We start from the raw sequence: 14,580 nt of genomic DNA on the forward strand, positions 1-14,580 counted from the left end.
TTTTTCTTACGTGCTTGCGGGTGTACGGGTGGTCTTGGGTGCAACGGGCGCGGGGATCCGGGCCGGAGCGGAACGGCAGTCGCCGAAGCTGGCGCGCAGGCGGGTCATCAGCCGGATCAGCTGGCCGACCTCGTCGTCGGTCCAGTCGCTCAGCCGCTCGCTGAGCAGGCGGGTGCTCCGCCGGGTCAGCTCGTCGAGCTCGTCCAGCCCGGCCGGCGTCAGGCGCAGGATGCGCGAACGCTTGTCCCCGGGGTCCTGGAGCCGCTCGATCCAGCCGCGCGCGGCGATGTGCGCGACGTGCCGGCTGGTCACCGACAGGTCCACGGCGAGCAGCTCGGCGAGCCTGCTCATGCGCATGTCCCCGTGGCGGCCGAGCAGGGTCAGCACGGCGGCCGAGCCGGCCGGGCAGTCGGACGGCAGGATCCGCCCCATGTCCCGCTTCACGGCTCCGACGGCACTGAGCTGGCGCGCAAGCTCTTCGTACTGCGCCTGCTCGGCCATCACACCTCCCGAATTCGTTGCTCTGGGCAACCGTAAAGGTCGTTGGTTGCCACAGGCAAACAAATCGGCCGACGGAGGCGCAAAAACTTGGCAAAGGCAAGTATTGGCGAATGTAAACCTGCAGGTGAGGTGCTGTCTGCCGGAGCGCCACGGCCGATGCGAGCCGACCGGCGTTCAGCCGCCCGTCGGGGTTCCCGCCGGGCGAGGTGCAAAGTGAGGTGCCAAGTGGGCTGCGGGGCCCCGAGCTTGGGCGGTGGCAGCGTTTTCGCTAGGGTCTCGGGCCATGGCTAACACCCAGGGCCCGCAGGGCAACCACGACCCCGCCGGCAGCACTCAGATGTTCCGCGCGTTCGTCGACGACGCGCCTCCCCAGAGCGCGCAGCAGCAGACCTCCTCCGGCCCGCGCATCGGCCTGATCGTCGGTGTCGTCGTCCTGGTGGCGGTCGTCGCGGCCGTCGCCTGGCTCGCGCTCAAGTAGGCGAACCACTCCTCAGCAAGGCGATCGGCGGGGCGCTCCGCTCTTTCCGGTCCCTTCCCTCTTTTTCCGGTCCCTCCGGCTGTCCCGTCTCCGTCCACCGGCGCCCGCGCCCCCCTCCTCCCCGTCGGCCTCCTTCTTCGCCGGCCCCGCCGCCCCCGCGCGCGGCCGGGAAACGGCCCCCAGACAGACGACGGCCGCCGACGCGCCCGAACGGCGCCTCGGCGGCCGGAGCCGACGTCACCACGGCAGCGCGCCGTGGTGTCCGGCGCCCCGTCGTACGGAAGGCGCCGGACCCTGCGATCAGTCGTTGATGAGCCCCTCGCGCAGCTGTGACAGCGTCCGGGTGAGCAGCCGGGAGACGTGCATCTGCGAGATGCCGACCTCCTCGCCGATCTGCGACTGGGTCATGTTGGCGAAGAAGCGCAGCATGATGATCCGCCGCTCCCGGGGTGGCAGCTTGGCCAGCAGCGGCTTGAGCGACTCGCGGTACTCCACGCCCTCCAGCGCCGTGTCCTCGTAGCCGAGGCGGTCGGCCAGGGAGCCCTCGCCGCCGTCGTCCTCGGGAGTCGGGGAGTCCAGCGAGGAGGCGGTGTAGGCGTTGCCGACCGCGAGGCCGTCGACCACGTCCTCCTCCGACACACCCAGCACGGTGGCCAGTTCCGTGACGGTCGGGGAGCGGTCGAGCTTCTGGGACAGCTCGTCGCTGGCCTTGGTGAGGGCCAGGCGCAGCTCCTGGAGGCGCCTGGGTACCCGCACCGACCACGAGGTGTCGCGGAAGAAGCGCTTGATCTCGCCCACGACCGTCGGCATCGCGAAGGTCGGGAACTCCACGCCCCGCTCGCAGTCGAAGCGGTCGATCGCCTTGATCAGGCCGATGGTGCCGACCTGGACGATGTCCTCCATCGGCTCGTTGCGCGAGCGGAACCGGGCCGCGGCGTAACGGACCAGCGGGAGGTTGAGCTCGATCAGGGTGTCCCGGACGTAGACACGCTCGGGGCTGTCCTCGTCGAGTGCGGCGAGCCGCAGGAACAGGGAGCGGGACAGGGTGCGGGTGTCGATGTTCTCCGAGGCCGGCGAGGCCGACGCGGCCGGAACAGCCGGGGCGGGAGCGGCCTCGAGGGCCGCCACGTCGTTGAGGGCGTCGAGCGGCTCGAGCGCCGGGGAGGGCGTCTCGCTCTTCGTGAGCGTCAGCACCTTGGAGCTGCCCTGGTCTGCGGACATGCCACCCCCTCTGGGTCGCGGGACGGTCGCGGCCACGCTCTCTGACGAGGAGAACGCAGCCCTCACCTGAATACCGGAGCCGGAGCCACGGCAAACGCGCTTCCCGCAGAATGTCACATGTCGGCAACGCGCTGTAGGGACTTGTCGACAAGTCAGAACCGAATCGGCCCTGGAAAGAAGGGGTCTGACGGCTTTTCAGCCCGAAGGTGTCGGGAACAGCGCTGATGGGCGATTCGCTCGTTCCGGTTATGCGTCGATCCTGTTTGCGGATCGCAATCGCTGGAAGCTACGCGCGAGTAGCCGGGACACGTGCATCTGGGAGACGCCGAGTTCCGCACTGATCTGCGACTGGGTCAGATTGCTGTAGTAGCGCAGCAGCAGGATCCGCTGTTCCCGTTCCGGAAGCTGGACGAGGAGGTGGCGGACCAGGTCGCGGTGCTCGACGCCGTCCAGGGCCGGGTCCTCGTAGCCGAGCCGGTCGAGGAGTCCGGGCAGCCCGTCGCCCTCCTGGGCCGCCTCCAGGGAGGTCGCGTGGTACGAGCGGCCGGCCTCGATGCAGGACAGCACCTCCTCCTCGGTGATGCGCAGCCGCTCGGCGATCTCGGCGGTCGTGGGGGAGCGGCCGAAGGCGGTCGTCAGGTCCTCGGTCGCGCTGTTGACCTGCACCCACAACTCGTGCAGCCGGCGCGGGACGTGGACCGTGCGGACGTTGTCGCGGAAGTAGCGCTTGATCTCGCCGACGACCGTCGGCATGGCGAAGGTCGGGAACTGCACGCCCCGGTCCGGGTCGAAGCGGTCGATGGCGTTGATGAGCCCGATGGTGCCGACCTGGACGACGTCCTCCATCGGCTCGTTGCGGGAGCGGAAGCGGGCGGCCGCGTAGCGCACGAGCGGCAGGTTCGCCTCGATGAGTGCCCCGCGCACGCGGGCGTGCTCGGACGTGCCGGGTTCAAGCTCCTTCAACTGGGTGAACAGCACCGCCGTGAGGGCCCGGGTGTCGGCACCGCGCCGCTTCTCCGGGGCCGGGGCCGGGGCCGGGGCTGTAGTCGGGGTCGTGGCCGGGTCTGTGGTCGTGTCCGGGGTCGGGGCCGGGGCGGCCGAGGTCGGGGCCGTGCCCGTGGTTGTGGCCGGGGCCGGAGCCGAGACGGGATCCTGGGGCGGCGCAGTCCTGGCCGACACGGTCAACGCCACCTCTTCGTCGATCAACTCATCCGTCAAAAGCGGTCATAGCATCACAAGACAGGTGCATCGTGTTCAAGCACCGCATATGCACGTGTTGAGGGATGAATTAGGGCATAAGACACGGAAAAGCCCCGCACCGTTCCGATGCGGGGCTGAGCATGCAGCCGTACGGCCGTACGGCTGAGAGGTGACCGGCCGTCAGAACTCGTAGTCGGCGATCACCCAGGTGGCGAACTCGCGCCACCGGGCCACGCCCGCCTGATGGGCCGGATGCTCCAGGTAACGGCGCAGCGCGTCGGCGTCCTCGACGGCCGAGTTGATCGCGAAGTCGTAGGCGATGGGCCGGTCGCTGACGTTCCAGCCGCACTCCCAGAAGCGCAGGTCCTCGATCTGATCGCCGAGGGCGCGGAAGGCCTCGGCGCCCGCCACGACGCGCGGGTCGTCCCGCTCGATGCCTTCGTTGAGCTTGAAGAGGACCAGGTGGCGGATCATCATTTTCCTCCGTTGGCGGCCCACGTCATGAAGTCGCCTATCGCCTTGGCGGCGTCCGAGATGCCCTCGAACCCTATCTCGACGTAGCCCGCGGCCCCCTTCGGGTCCGTGATGATCACGTACAGCACGAAGACCACGACCACATAGACGACGATCCTCTTGGCGTTCATCGCCATCGTGGCCTCCCCCTGTCGGTGATTTCCCGGTCGCTGAGTTGCCTGTAGCCGGCACTGTTCGGGCCGAGCGCTGTAGATGATCGCACAAAGGGCCCCGTCCTGACGGACGGGGCCCTTCTGAAGCGGTAGCGGAGGGATTTGAACCCTCGGTGACTTGCGCCACACTCGCTTTCGAGGCGAGCTCCTTCGGCCGCTCGGACACGCTACCGAGAGAGACCCTACAGCACACCGGGCCGTGGTCCGAAATCCGTTTCCGTACCGCTCCGGCGGCCTGGTTCAGCGGCCGCGGAAGAAGTCGGTCAGCAGCGCGGCGCACTCCGTCGCGAGCACGCCCTCGATCACCTCGGGCCGGTGGTTGAGCCGCCGGTCCCGTACGACGTCCCACAGGGAGCCGGCGGCGCCCGCCTTCTCGTCGCGGGCCCCGTAGACCACCCGGTCCACCCGGGACAGCACGATCGCTCCGGCGCACATCGTGCACGGCTCCAGCGTGACCACCAGCGTGCAGCCCGACAGCCGCCACTGCCCGGTCCTCGCGGCGGCCCGCCGGATGGCGAGCACCTCCGCGTGGGCGGTCGGGTCGCCGGTGGCCTCCCGCTCGTTGTGGCCGACGCCGAGCACGGTCGTACCGTCGCCGGACAGCACGACCGCGCCGACGGGCACGTCCCCGCCCGGCAGCGCCTGCCCGGCCTCGTCCAGGGCGAGTCGCATGGCGGCCCGCCAGCGGTCGCGCACCGGGTCCGGGACGCCGGCCGGGTCCGGCGTCCCACCCGGGTCGGGCGTGTTCGGCCCGGTCAGCGGACGGTCTCCAGCACCTCCGAGGCGCCCAGGGCCTCGGCGATGGAGTTCAGCGCGTCCTCCGGGTCCAGGGTGCGCAGCTCCTTCGCGTCGACCCCGAGGTCGTCGAGGATCTCGCCGTCACCCAGCGGGCTGTGCGTGATGGCATCGGCGGACGACGACTCCTCGTCGTCGTCGGTGGACTCCGGTTCACCGTCCTCCGTGCCGTCGAGGTCGAGGGAGTCCAGGTCGGGGCCGTCGTCGCCGGGCTCCCGGCCGAGCAGTTCGTCGGTGAGCAGGATCTCGCCGTACGAACTACGGGCGGCGGCGGCCGCGTCGGAGACGTAGATACGAGGGTCGTCCTCGCCGTCCAGGCGGACCACGCCGAACCACGCGCCCTCCTGCTCGATCAGGACGAGCACCGTGTCGTCGTCGGTCGAGGCTTCCCGGGCCAGGTCGGCCAGGTCGGCCAGCGTCTCCACATCGTCGAGCTCTGTGTCGCTCGCTTCCCACCCGTCTTCGGTGCGCGCGAGCAGTGCGGCGAAGTACACCGTGACTCTCCCACTGGTCATAGGCGTGCCGGTTGGGGGTCCCCCCGGCGGAGGTTCTGGGCGGGGGAGCTGGGCTCCGAGCCCCACCCACTCGGAATCGTGGCAGAAACAAGGCCGTCAGGGGACGTCTTCGGCTCCCTGTGTCCGGCGGTTTTGGTCGCACACCGGTAAAGGACTCACCAGCGCGCACGTTGCCGCCACCAGCGGATCGTACGCGGCTTTACCCCGGCGGCCACGCACACCCACCGGCCGAGGCGTCCGTGCGGGTGCAGGTGGCGTCCTACCAGCGGAACGTGCGCATGCGCATGGCGTGCCGCAGTCGGGCGGTCCTGGCGCGGCGGGGCTGGACGCGGTCGCGCAGCGCGCGGGCCTCGGCGAGGTCGCGCAGGAACCGGGCCCGGCGGCGGCGCCGCTCGGCGTCGGCATCCGCCGCGCCGGCCGTCTCCGGAGGATCCGCCGTCTCGCGCCGCGCGCGCGGCGACGGGCCCTTGTCAGGTTCCCGTTCGCGATCAGGCATCGACTCACCACCCCGGTCCGTCCTTCCCACTTTCCCCCCGACGGCGGGTTTGACGCCACAGCGGCGCACGGTGGCGGGGGCGCGGCCCGGGCCGCGCCCAGGGGGCAGCGGGCGGGCAGGCCGGATCGGGGCCCGATTACTCTTGGCCCATGCGTCTCCACGTCGTCGACCACCCGCTGGTCGCTCACAAGCTCACCACGCTGCGCGACCGCCGCACCGACTCCCCGACCTTCCGGCGGCTCGCCGACGAACTGGTCACCCTGCTCGCCTACGAGGCGACCCGCGACGTGCGCACCGAACAGGTCGACATCAACACGCCGGTCGCCCGGACCACCGGCGTCAAGCTCTCCCACCCGCGGCCCCTGGTGGTGCCGATCCTGCGGGCCGGGCTCGGCATGCTGGACGGCATGGTGCGGCTGCTGCCGACCGCCGAAGTGGGCTTCCTCGGCATGATCCGCAACGAGGAGACGCTTCAGGCCTCGACGTACGCCACGCGCATGCCGGAGGACCTTTCCGGCCGTCAGGTCTACGTCCTGGACCCGATGCTGGCCACCGGCGGCACGCTGGTCGCGGCCATCCAGGAGCTGATCAAGCGCGGCGCCGACGACGTGACCGCGGTCGTCCTGCTGGCCGCCCCCGAGGGTGTGGCCGTCATGGAACGCGACCTGGCGGGCACCCCGGTGACCGTGGTGACGGCCTCGGTCGACGAACGCCTCAACGAGCACGGCTACATCGTCCCGGGCCTCGGAGACGCGGGCGACCGGATGTACGGCGCCGCCGAGTAACCCGGTCCGTCGTCCGGCCCTCCGGCCGCCCCGCGGGACCACCCGCCACTGACCGGCCGCGGAACCTCAGCAGCCCTTCTTCGGGGCGGTCGCCGAGGGCTGCGGGGCGGTCAGGGCGGTCAGCGCCTCGGTGGCGGCCGCCTGCTGGGTCAGCGCCGTGAAGCCGGTGCCGATGATCAGGTCCACGTCGGTGCCCTTGCGGGTGTCCGTGCGGCGCTCCGCCCCGGCGAGCTGGGTGCCGAGGACGGGCAGCGAGGTGTTCAGCGAGGAGGCCGGGCCGAGGAGCAGTCCGGCGCCCTTGATCTTCTTGTCGAACTCCTTGGTCGCGTTGCCCACCTGACCGATGCGGAAGCCGCGCTTCTTCAGTTCGTCCGCGGTCTGCTTGGCCAGGCCGCCGCGGGGCGTGGCGTTCAGGACGTTCACCGTGATCTGGCCCGGCTCGGGCAGCGGCCGGGCCGCGCTCGTCGCCGACGGGCTCGCCGCGGGCGACGCCTTGGCCGGGCAGTCTCCCCCGCCGGCCGCCGAGGCGGTCCCGCCGCCGGTGAAGACGTCGATGAGCTGCCACGTGCCCCAGCCGATCACGCCCAGCACCGCGACGGAGGCGACGGCGAGGAACACGAGCCTGCCGCGCCGCCGGGGCTTGCGCATCCGCGGGTATCTGTTCCCCGTGATCCGGTACTTCCCGCCCATGCCGGGGGGAGTCAGCATGCTCATGAGCGCAGCGTAGTGCGCGTGAGCGGTGATTCCTACTAGATGATCATTGGAGCGGCCCAGCAGAACCCGAAAGGTCCAAGCCGTTACCGATCGGGGGTCCGGACCGTGCGCCGGACGGCGCACATCCGGGCGCACGCGCCGGCTCAGGGCTTCGGTTCACGGTCCCGGTTCGCGGGCGTGGGCCCTGGCGCCCGGATGCTCAGTCCAGTTCCAGCACGCGTGCGTGCAGCACCTGGCGCTGCTGGAGCGCCGCGCGCACCGCGCGGTGGAGGCCGTCCTCCAGATACAGGTCGCCCTGCCACTTCACGACGTGCGCGAAGAGGTCGCCGTAGAACGTCGAGTCCTCCGCGAGGAGGGTCTCCAGGTCGAGCTGCTGCTTGGTGGTCACGAGCTGATCGAGGCGGACCGGGCGCGGCGCGACGTCCGCCCACTGCCGGGTGCTCTCCCGGCCGTGGTCGGGGTACGGCCGGCCGTTTCCGATGCGCTTGAAGATCACACGGAGAGCCTACCGGCCCAGACCTTGCGGGCGCAGCCCGGCCGCCGGAGTGCGGCGCTGGACATGCCGCAGCAAAACCGGGCGAACCGGGAACGGGGGGTGGAGGTGGCGGGGGCTTGAGATGACGGGCGGTGGAACCGCACCCGGGCCGCGTGGCGCGGGAGTTCCCGCCGCCGGATGGTTGTGCACAGGCTGTGGACAGCGGGTCACACGGTACGGGGGACGCGTCGGGCGTGCTCGCGGACGCGGAAGGCGGTGACGATCTCGAAGACGCCGACCACTACCAGCCACCAGCCGCCGAGCACGATGAGCACCGTGGCCGACCGGAGCGGAGAGTCGATCAGCACGATGCCGGCGATGAAGGTGAGCACGCCGAGGAAGATCTGCCAGCCGCGCGCCGGCACGGCGCGGTCGTGGACGGCGGCGATCGTCAGGGTGATGCCGCGGATCAGCCAGCCGATGCCGATCCACAGCGCGAGCAGCAGGATCGACTGCGTGGCGCCGCGGAAGCAGAGCAGGCCCAGCAGGATCGACAGGGCGCCGCTGACGAAGGCCAGCACGCGCAACGAGGTCGTCTTGTGGGTGCCGAACGCGGAGACCAACTGGAGCACGCCGCTGACCAGCAGGTAGATCCCGAAGAGGACTCCGGCGGCCAGCAGGGAGGCGCCCGGCCAGAGCAGTACCAGGATGCCGAGGACCAGGGCGGCCACACCGGTGGCGAGGACCGCCTGCCAGGCGGCGTGGGACAGGAAGTGCAGGGGCCCTTCCAGCGCCGGTTCGTGCTGCGGGGGCTGCGCTGCCCGCGGGTCCCGTGGGTCACGCGTGGCGTGGACGCGACGATCGTCGTATCCCGGGCCTTCGAGGCCGCTGGTCGGTGGTGGCTCGCTCATGGTCCATGCTGAAACCGGGCGTCCACGTACCGCCACCCGGGACCGGCCACTCGGCTGACGTGCTCGGATGGTCGCCCGCCGGTCGCCGGCCCCCTCGGTCCGTGCCCTCCCCGCCCCCCGTCCCCGCGCCCAACTGGCCTTTTCTGCCGCGGAGGACGGCCTTCCCGCGGGATCCTCGGTGAGCAAAGCGCCGTCTTCGTCCGTACCCATCCAGAAGCCGGCGAGTTCCATGGTTCCGAGGCAGTTCCAAGACAGTTCCAAGACGGGGAAGTGACGTGACCGGACGGCGACGACTTGGGGAGTTGGCGCTGCTCGGCGCGGTGCTGGTCCTGTTCCTCCTCGGTGGCGCCGGACCCGCCTCGGCCCACGCCGTCCTGCGTGGCGCGGACCCTGCCGACGGAACCGTGCTCAGGACGGCGCCCGGCACGATCACTCTGGCGTTCACCGAGTCCGTCGGCCTGCTCGACGACTCCTTCCGCCTGTTCGACCCCGAGGGGCGGCGGGTGCGCACGGGCGAGCCGCAGCACGCGCCGGGACGCCCGGACACGGCCCGGGTGGCGTTCCCGAACGGGCTGGGCGAAGGCACGTTCACCGTGGCGTGGCGGGTGGTGTCGGCGGACAGCCACCCCGTCTCGGGCGCCTTCACCTTCTCGGTGGGAAAGCCCTCCCCGACGAAGGCCGCGATCGACACCGGCCCGGCCGAGAACCCCACGACCCGCGGCCTCCACGACCTCGCGCGCTACACCGCCTACGGCGCCGCGGCCCTGCTCGTCGGTACGGCGGCCTTCGTGCTGCTGTGCCGCCCGCCGGACGCGGGCCCGCTGCGCAAGCCGCTGGTGGCGGGCTGGTGGGCCCTGCTGGTCTCCACGCTCGCCCTGCTGGTGCTGCGGGCGCCCTACGAGACCGGGGCCGGTCCGGCGTCGGCCTTCGACCCCGCGGCTCTCACCCTCGCCCTGACCGGCCGCCCCGGTCTGGTGCTGCTGGCCCGCCTGGCCCTGCTCGCACCGGCGGCCGCCCTCCTGGTACGGCTGTCCCGGCGCCGGCCGGGGGAGAGGCCTTCGCGTGCGACCCTGGCGGCGGGCGCCGCGCTGGCCCTCGCCCTGGCGCTGACGTGGGCGGGGTCCGAGCACGCCTCGGCCGGCGTCCAGGTTCCGGTGGCGATGGCGTCGTCGGTGCTCCATCTGCTGGCGATGGCGGTCTGGCTGGGCGGCCTGACGGCCCTCCTGACCACGCTTCAGCACGCCACGACGGACGAGCCGGAGGCTCCACGCGGCGCGCCGGCGGCCCCGGACGGTGCCGGGGGGCCCGGTTCGGAGGACGCTGCTGGGGGCCTTGGTTCTTCGGGCGGCGGCGGAGACCTTGGTCCTTCGGGCGGCGCCGGGAGTCCTCCTCCTTCCGGCGACGGTCCCGGACCGAAGGCGAAGGCGGCAGTCACGGTCGCCTCCGAAGGCCGCAGCGGTCGCACAACGGTCGCGGCCGCCGCCGCGAAGGTCGACGGTCCGCGTCCCGCGGCGGCCGGTGTGGCGGCCGGAGCCACGGCGCCATCCGCCGACGGTGCCGCGCTGACCGCGGCGGTGGCGCGCTTCTCCCGGATCGCCTTCGGCGCCGTCACCGTCCTCGTGGTCACCGGCGGCTACCAGTCCTGGCGCGGCCTCGGCTCCTGGACCGCCCTCACCGGCACGGCGTACGGCAGGCTGCTGCTGGTCAAACTCGTGCTGGTGGCACTGCTGCTGGCCGTGGCGGCCCGTTCCCGGCGCTGGACGGCGCGGCTGGTGACGGCGGACGCGGAGCCGGCCGCACCCGAGGCCCGCCACCGCGCTCTGCGCCGCTCGGTGCTGGCCGAGGTCGCCGTGGGCATCGCGGTCCTGGTCTTCACCACGGTGCTGACCGGCACCGTGCCCGGTCGCGCGGCCGCCGAGGCGGCCGAGGCCACGCCCGAGGCCGGGGTTCCGGGCGCCTCCGTCACGGTCATCCCGTTCGACGTCGGCACCCCGGGCGGTCACGGCAAGGTGCAGATCACCCTGGAACCGGGCCGCGTCGGCCAGAACGCGGTGGAGGCCGTGGTCTACGGCCCGGACGGCGGCCTGGCCGTCGTCCCCGAACTGCGCCTGTCCCTGTCCCTGCCCGCACAGAGGATCGGCCCCATCGACGCCGGGCTCACCAAAAGGGGCGGCTACTGGGGCACCGACTCCCTCAACCTCCCGATCCCCGGCACCTGGACCATGAAGGCGACGGTACGGGTGTCGGAAATCGACCAGGTGAGCGAGGAGCGGAAGGTCCAGATCCTGCGCTAGTGGCCACGGGACGCCCACCGGTGCGTCGTGTCTCTTCATTTGTGCGGATGAGACATCCGATCGCACATATAGGGCTAATCAGGGAATTCCTTCACCCGTTTGCCGCGCATCCGGGGAAGTCGGACGGCGTTAGTCGGGATATGACTAAGGCAACCAGGGAAGGATACTGGGGTCTGTTCGGGGGTCAGGAGCGAGAGGACCCGGTCGCCGCGCACGCGGTTGCGCTGGGACCCTACACCTACCTTCCCGCCCCGGTGCACGCGTCGACCGCCGTCAACGGCACCCTGACCAGGGGCGGTTTTCCGGTCGCACTCAAGGTGACGGAGCCCCTGCTGCGGGATTTCCTGGACGCGATGAGCACACTGGAAGCCGACCTCGCCCGCCGCTGGCTCGGTGCGGAGGGCCGGTCCCGTTTCTTGGCGGCGGAATAGCCGGCCGCGTAATGTACGACGAACGTATCGATCATCTTTCTGGCCATTCGGCTGACTATTCGGGTTATCCCGGTTACCCGACCCATCCTGACGGATACGAGGGGGCCGGCACCGGCCGGCACCGGGGTCCGGCGGAGTTCTTCACGTCTCCCCTGGAACCGCCGGACGCGGCCTGGGATCCCGCCGAGGAACTGGCCTTCATGCTCCAGGACGCGATGGAGGCGCACCGGGCGGACACGCCTCTCGCCCGGGACGAGGAACCGGTCCCCGAGCCCGCTCCGAACACGCCCCTGGAGAACCTCCAGGCGATCACGGCGGAACTGCCCCCCTTGAAGGAGGTCGCCCGAAGCCATCGAAAGGTCCGGGAACGCAAGCGTCCGAACGTCCTGCGGACCACCAGTCACGTCATCGCCGCGCTGGCCGCGGTGATCGCTTCTTCGGTGAGTTTCTTCGGTGGAATGGTTGCCTACGATCCCCTCCACGTCGTGGCCGTGGCCCGGATGCAGGACGGCGTCGCGTCCTGGTGGCCGCTGCTGGTCTACGGTCCCTGGCTGGTGGCCTCGCTGTCCGTGCTGCGGGCCGCGCTGCACCAGCGCCGCGCCGTCCACTCCTGGAGCGTGGTGCTGATCTTCTCGTCCATCGCGATGCTCCTGTGCGTGTTGCAGGCGCCGAGGACGATCGCCGACATCGCCGCGGCGGCCCTGCCGGCCCTGGCCTCCCTGGCCTGCTTCCAGCAGTTCGTACGCCAGATCACCCTGACCCGGCCGCCCCGGCGCACCACGCCCCGCCACCGCCAGCCCCGCACCGAGACCCCGCCCATGTCCACCGCCCGCGACACCCGCCGCACCACGACGACGGCGCGACCGGCCGGAGGCGTGGCACGCAAGAGGATCTGAGCCGATCGCCGCCCGGACCGGGCCCCACGGACGTGGTGCCGGGGTCACCATGGAGGTGGACGGAGTGTGGCGGACGCGAAGGAGGCCGCCATGGCAGCCGCGCATCTACCGGTGTCGCCCCTTGTGGTCAGGGCGACCGACGGCCGACGGGCCGAGCTGATACTCACCGGGGACATCGGGGCGAAAGCCCTGCGGCCACTGGAGGAAGGGCTCGCGGCCCCGCCGCTGAACGAGGCCGACGAGTGGGTCGTCGACATGAGCGGGGCCACCCATCTCGACCTCGCGTGCGCCTATGCCCTGCTGCGGGTCGTCACGCGGTGGCCGGCAGCCGCGCTCACCATTCGCGGAGCCCGGGGCGCCGTGCACCGGACCCTGCATCACGCCGGGCTCGACAGGGCCGCGGTGATGGAGGACTTAGGGGCGGCAGGAGGCTCAGGGGACTCAGGGGGGTCAGGGGCGATGTAGGGCTACGGGGCCGGGGAGGGTTTCGTTCGCCGCCGGCGGGGCCCCTGATCGGACGGATCCCGAATAGTTCGGTGGCCGATGTAATCTGAGGGCATGGCTCCGGATACGACGCACACCCCGTCCCGCCCGCGCTGGCCCGCCGTGCTCACCGTGGAGCGGGCCCGCCCGGAGGGGATCCGGTCGCGGCCGAACGCCTGGCGGCTGGCCGTGGCCACGGTGTGCTTCGGGGCCTTCATGGGTCAGCTGGACGCGAGCATCGTGACGCTGACCTACGGCAGTCTGCGCACCGAGTTCGACGCCTCGCTCGCCGCGGTGGAATGGGTGTCTCTGGCGTATCTGCTGGCCCTGGTGGCGCTGCTGGTGCCGGCCGGGCGGCTCGCGGATGCCCACGGCCGCAAGCTGCTGTACCTGTACGGGTTCGCCGTCTTCACGCTGGCGTCCGCCGCCTGCGGACTGGCGCCCTCCCTGGCCGCGCTGGTGGGTTTCCGGGTGGCGCAGGCGGCCGGGGCGGCGCTGATGCAGGCCAACAGCGTCGCGCTGGTGACCACCAGCGCACCCCGCGGGCGGATGCGCAGCGCGCTCGGGGTCCAGGCCGCCGCACAGGCGCTGGGACTCGCCCTGGGGCCGACGGTGGGTGGCGCGCTGGTGTCCACCATGGGCTGGCGCTGGGTGTTCTGGGTGAACGTGCCGGTCGGGGTGATCGCGCTGGTGAGCGGCCACTATCTGCTGCCGCGCACCAGGGCCCGTACGAAGGTCGTCCGCTTCGACTGGGCCGGGCTGGTCCTGCTGGCCGTGGCGACGACGTGCGCGCTGCTCGGCGTGTCCGCGGCCTCCGGTCTGCCGGTGCCCGGCTGGAGCGTGGTCCTGCTGTTCGGCGTGGCGGCGTCGGCCGGCTGGGGCTTCGTCCGCCGTCAGCGGCGTACCGCCACGCCGCTGCTGGAACTCGCTCTGCTGCGGGTGCGCGCGGTCGCGTGGGGACTGGTCGGAGCGCTCAGTGGTTACCTGGTGCTGTTCGGCCCGCTGGTGCTGGTGCCGGTCGTGCTGACGGCGCGGGGGGTCTCGGAGCTGACCGCGGGAGTGGTGCTGACCGCCCTGCCCGCCGGGTTCGCCCTCGGTGCCACCGGCGGTGACCGGCTGCTGCCACGCTCCTTCAGCGACCGTGGGCGGTGCCTGACCGGAACCGGCGTGTTCCTCCTCGCCACGGGCGCGCTCCTGGCCGTTCCCCTGACCATCGCCTGGCTGGTGCCGCTGCTGGCCCTGGTCGGCGTGGGGCTGGGGATGTTCACCCCGGCCAACAACGCCCTGATCATGGGCGCGATCCCGGCCCGTTCCTCCGGCACCGGGGGCGGCCTGGTCAACATGACCCGCGGTCTGGGCACCGCCCTGGGCGTGGCCCTGGTGACCCTCGCCCTGCATCTGGCGGCCGGCGGCGGGACCGAGGCCGGTGCCCGGTGGTCCGCGGCGATTCTGGTGGCGGTGTCGGTCGTCGCCGTCGTCTCGGCCTGGCTGGGGCCGGACCGGGGCGAGTCCCGGTCGGCCCGCCCTGGACGGGGCGTGAGACGGTGCGCCGGCCGACGGACAACCCGCGTGAGCCGGTGAACGGCCCGGAGGCCGAACCGGCTGGAGGGCGCGTACGGGCGGAAGGGCCTGCGCGGGCGGGAGGGCGCGTACGGGCGGAAGGGCGTGCGCGGTCGGGAGGGCGCGTACGGGCGGAAGG

At 71.9% G+C, this 14,580-nt stretch carries 18 protein-coding genes and 1 tRNA gene; 7 read left to right on the forward strand and 12 right to left on the reverse strand.

Annotated features, from left to right (window positions below; translation table 11 throughout):
- Positions 1-6: 6 nt before the first annotated feature.
- Entirely contained in the window at positions 7-501 is a 495-nt protein-coding gene (locus ACTYVM_RS06120) for a MarR family winged helix-turn-helix transcriptional regulator (RefSeq protein ID WP_445524929.1), read from the reverse strand.
- 283 nt (positions 502-784) lie between these two features.
- On the opposite strand from ACTYVM_RS06120, the gene ACTYVM_RS06125 reads away from it, so the two are divergent.
- On the forward strand, positions 785-979 hold the full coding sequence (locus tag ACTYVM_RS06125) for a hypothetical protein (RefSeq protein ID WP_400030670.1): 195 nt from the start codon (positions 785-787) through the stop codon (positions 977-979).
- A 300-nt stretch (positions 980-1,279) separates the two neighbouring features.
- Here ACTYVM_RS06125 and ACTYVM_RS06130 read toward each other — a convergent pair whose 3' ends face one another.
- From ACTYVM_RS06130 to ACTYVM_RS06165, 8 genes are all read right to left on the reverse strand, one after another.
- Positions 1,280-2,200, reverse strand: coding sequence for an RNA polymerase sigma factor SigF (locus ACTYVM_RS06130; protein WP_445524930.1), 921 nt, complete (start codon positions 2,198-2,200; stop codon positions 1,280-1,282).
- Between the two features lie 246 nt (positions 2,201-2,446).
- Positions 2,447-3,379, reverse strand: coding sequence for an RNA polymerase sigma factor SigF (locus ACTYVM_RS06135; RefSeq protein WP_445524978.1), 933 nt, complete (start codon positions 3,377-3,379; stop codon positions 2,447-2,449).
- Positions 3,380-3,580: 201 nt separating this feature from the next.
- Complete coding sequence (locus ACTYVM_RS06140) at positions 3,581-3,874, reverse strand: Dabb family protein (RefSeq protein WP_445524979.1); 294 nt, start codon at positions 3,872-3,874, stop codon at positions 3,581-3,583.
- Complete coding sequence (locus ACTYVM_RS06145; protein ID WP_445524986.1) at positions 3,874-4,044, reverse strand: hypothetical protein; 171 nt, start codon at positions 4,042-4,044, stop codon at positions 3,874-3,876. Before ACTYVM_RS06145 ends, ACTYVM_RS06140 begins: the two co-directional genes overlap by 1 nt.
- Positions 4,045-4,173: 129 nt before the next feature.
- Positions 4,174-4,258: transfer RNA gene (locus tag ACTYVM_RS06150), tRNA-Ser, on the reverse strand.
- Between the two features lie 68 nt (positions 4,259-4,326).
- Positions 4,327-4,758: a tRNA adenosine(34) deaminase TadA gene (gene tadA, locus ACTYVM_RS06155; RefSeq protein ID WP_400030676.1), complete on the reverse strand. Its 432-nt coding sequence runs from the start codon at positions 4,756-4,758 to the stop codon at positions 4,327-4,329.
- A gap of 83 nt (positions 4,759-4,841) precedes the next feature.
- Positions 4,842-5,375: a tRNA adenosine deaminase-associated protein gene (locus tag ACTYVM_RS06160; RefSeq protein ID WP_445524980.1), complete on the reverse strand. Its 534-nt coding sequence runs from the start codon at positions 5,373-5,375 to the stop codon at positions 4,842-4,844.
- 280 nt (positions 5,376-5,655) lie between these two features.
- Positions 5,656-5,892, reverse strand: coding sequence for a hypothetical protein (locus tag ACTYVM_RS06165; protein WP_445524931.1), 237 nt, complete (start codon positions 5,890-5,892; stop codon positions 5,656-5,658).
- A 149-nt stretch (positions 5,893-6,041) separates the two neighbouring features.
- Here ACTYVM_RS06165 and upp point away from each other — a divergent pair, with 149 nt between their 5' ends.
- A complete protein-coding gene (upp, locus tag ACTYVM_RS06170) occupies positions 6,042-6,677 on the forward strand; it encodes a uracil phosphoribosyltransferase (RefSeq protein WP_400030680.1) in 636 nt (211 codons plus the stop codon).
- A gap of 66 nt (positions 6,678-6,743) precedes the next feature.
- On the opposite strand, the gene ACTYVM_RS06175 is transcribed toward upp, so the two are convergent.
- From ACTYVM_RS06175 to ACTYVM_RS06185, 3 genes are all read right to left on the reverse strand, one after another.
- Entirely contained in the window at positions 6,744-7,367 is a 624-nt protein-coding gene (locus ACTYVM_RS06175) for a LytR C-terminal domain-containing protein (RefSeq protein WP_445524981.1), read from the reverse strand.
- Between the two features lie 223 nt (positions 7,368-7,590).
- Positions 7,591-7,887: a type II toxin-antitoxin system VapB family antitoxin gene (locus ACTYVM_RS06180; protein WP_004943146.1), complete on the reverse strand. Its 297-nt coding sequence runs from the start codon at positions 7,885-7,887 to the stop codon at positions 7,591-7,593.
- 206 nt (positions 7,888-8,093) lie between these two features.
- The gene (locus ACTYVM_RS06185; protein ID WP_445524932.1) at positions 8,094-8,777 is read right to left on the reverse strand and encodes an HdeD family acid-resistance protein; all 684 of its coding nucleotides are present in this window, start codon (positions 8,775-8,777) and stop codon (positions 8,094-8,096) included.
- A 275-nt stretch (positions 8,778-9,052) separates the two neighbouring features.
- Here ACTYVM_RS06185 and ACTYVM_RS06190 point away from each other — a divergent pair, with 275 nt between their 5' ends.
- The 5 genes from ACTYVM_RS06190 (at position 9,053) to ACTYVM_RS06210 (ending at position 14,462) form a co-directional block, all read left to right on the forward strand.
- Positions 9,053-11,071: a copper resistance CopC/CopD family protein gene (locus ACTYVM_RS06190; RefSeq protein WP_445524933.1), complete on the forward strand. Its 2,019-nt coding sequence runs from the start codon at positions 9,053-9,055 to the stop codon at positions 11,069-11,071.
- Positions 11,072-11,211: 140 nt separating this feature from the next.
- Positions 11,212-11,502: a hypothetical protein gene (locus tag ACTYVM_RS06195; RefSeq protein WP_445524934.1), complete on the forward strand. Its 291-nt coding sequence runs from the start codon at positions 11,212-11,214 to the stop codon at positions 11,500-11,502.
- An 11-nt stretch (positions 11,503-11,513) separates the two neighbouring features.
- A complete protein-coding gene (locus tag ACTYVM_RS06200) occupies positions 11,514-12,398 on the forward strand; it encodes a DUF2637 domain-containing protein (RefSeq protein ID WP_445524935.1) in 885 nt (294 codons plus the stop codon).
- Between the two features lie 90 nt (positions 12,399-12,488).
- Positions 12,489-12,863: an STAS domain-containing protein gene (locus ACTYVM_RS06205; protein WP_445524936.1), complete on the forward strand. Its 375-nt coding sequence runs from the start codon at positions 12,489-12,491 to the stop codon at positions 12,861-12,863.
- 93 nt (positions 12,864-12,956) lie between these two features.
- Entirely contained in the window at positions 12,957-14,462 is a 1,506-nt protein-coding gene (locus ACTYVM_RS06210) for an MFS transporter (RefSeq protein WP_445524937.1), read from the forward strand.
- Positions 14,463-14,580: the final 118 nt, after the last annotated feature.

The sequence above is a fragment of the Streptomyces cyslabdanicus genome (genome assembly GCF_052663305.1).

What these genes read in the sequence shown, in the direction of transcription:
- ACTYVM_RS06120 (WP_445524929.1), bottom strand. Translation starts at nt 501, where the DNA reads ATGGCCGAGCAGGCGCAGTACGAAGAGCTTGCGCGCCAGCTCAGTGCC.
- ACTYVM_RS06125 (WP_400030670.1), top strand. Translation starts at nt 785, where the DNA reads ATGGCTAACACCCAGGGCCCGCAGGGCAACCACGACCCCGCCGGCAGC.
- ACTYVM_RS06130 (WP_445524930.1), bottom strand. Translation starts at nt 2,200, where the DNA reads ATGTCCGCAGACCAGGGCAGCTCCAAGGTGCTGACGCTCACGAAGAGC.
- ACTYVM_RS06140 (WP_445524979.1), bottom strand. Translation starts at nt 3,874, where the DNA reads ATGATCCGCCACCTGGTCCTCTTCAAGCTCAACGAAGGCATCGAGCGG.
- ACTYVM_RS06145 (WP_445524986.1), bottom strand. Translation starts at nt 4,044, where the DNA reads ATGAACGCCAAGAGGATCGTCGTCTATGTGGTCGTGGTCTTCGTGCTG.
- tadA (WP_400030676.1), bottom strand. Translation starts at nt 4,758, where the DNA reads ATGCGACTCGCCCTGGACGAGGCCGGGCAGGCGCTGCCGGGCGGGGAC.
- ACTYVM_RS06165 (WP_445524931.1), bottom strand. Translation starts at nt 5,892, where the DNA reads ATGCCTGATCGCGAACGGGAACCTGACAAGGGCCCGTCGCCGCGCGCG.
- upp (WP_400030680.1), top strand. Translation starts at nt 6,042, where the DNA reads ATGCGTCTCCACGTCGTCGACCACCCGCTGGTCGCTCACAAGCTCACC.
- ACTYVM_RS06175 (WP_445524981.1), bottom strand. Translation starts at nt 7,367, where the DNA reads ATGGGCGGGAAGTACCGGATCACGGGGAACAGATACCCGCGGATGCGC.
- ACTYVM_RS06185 (WP_445524932.1), bottom strand. Translation starts at nt 8,777, where the DNA reads ATGAGCGAGCCACCACCGACCAGCGGCCTCGAAGGCCCGGGATACGAC.
- ACTYVM_RS06195 (WP_445524934.1), top strand. Translation starts at nt 11,212, where the DNA reads ATGACTAAGGCAACCAGGGAAGGATACTGGGGTCTGTTCGGGGGTCAG.
- ACTYVM_RS06200 (WP_445524935.1), top strand. Translation starts at nt 11,514, where the DNA reads ATGTACGACGAACGTATCGATCATCTTTCTGGCCATTCGGCTGACTAT.
- ACTYVM_RS06205 (WP_445524936.1), top strand. Translation starts at nt 12,489, where the DNA reads ATGGCAGCCGCGCATCTACCGGTGTCGCCCCTTGTGGTCAGGGCGACC.
- ACTYVM_RS06210 (WP_445524937.1), top strand. Translation starts at nt 12,957, where the DNA reads ATGGCTCCGGATACGACGCACACCCCGTCCCGCCCGCGCTGGCCCGCC.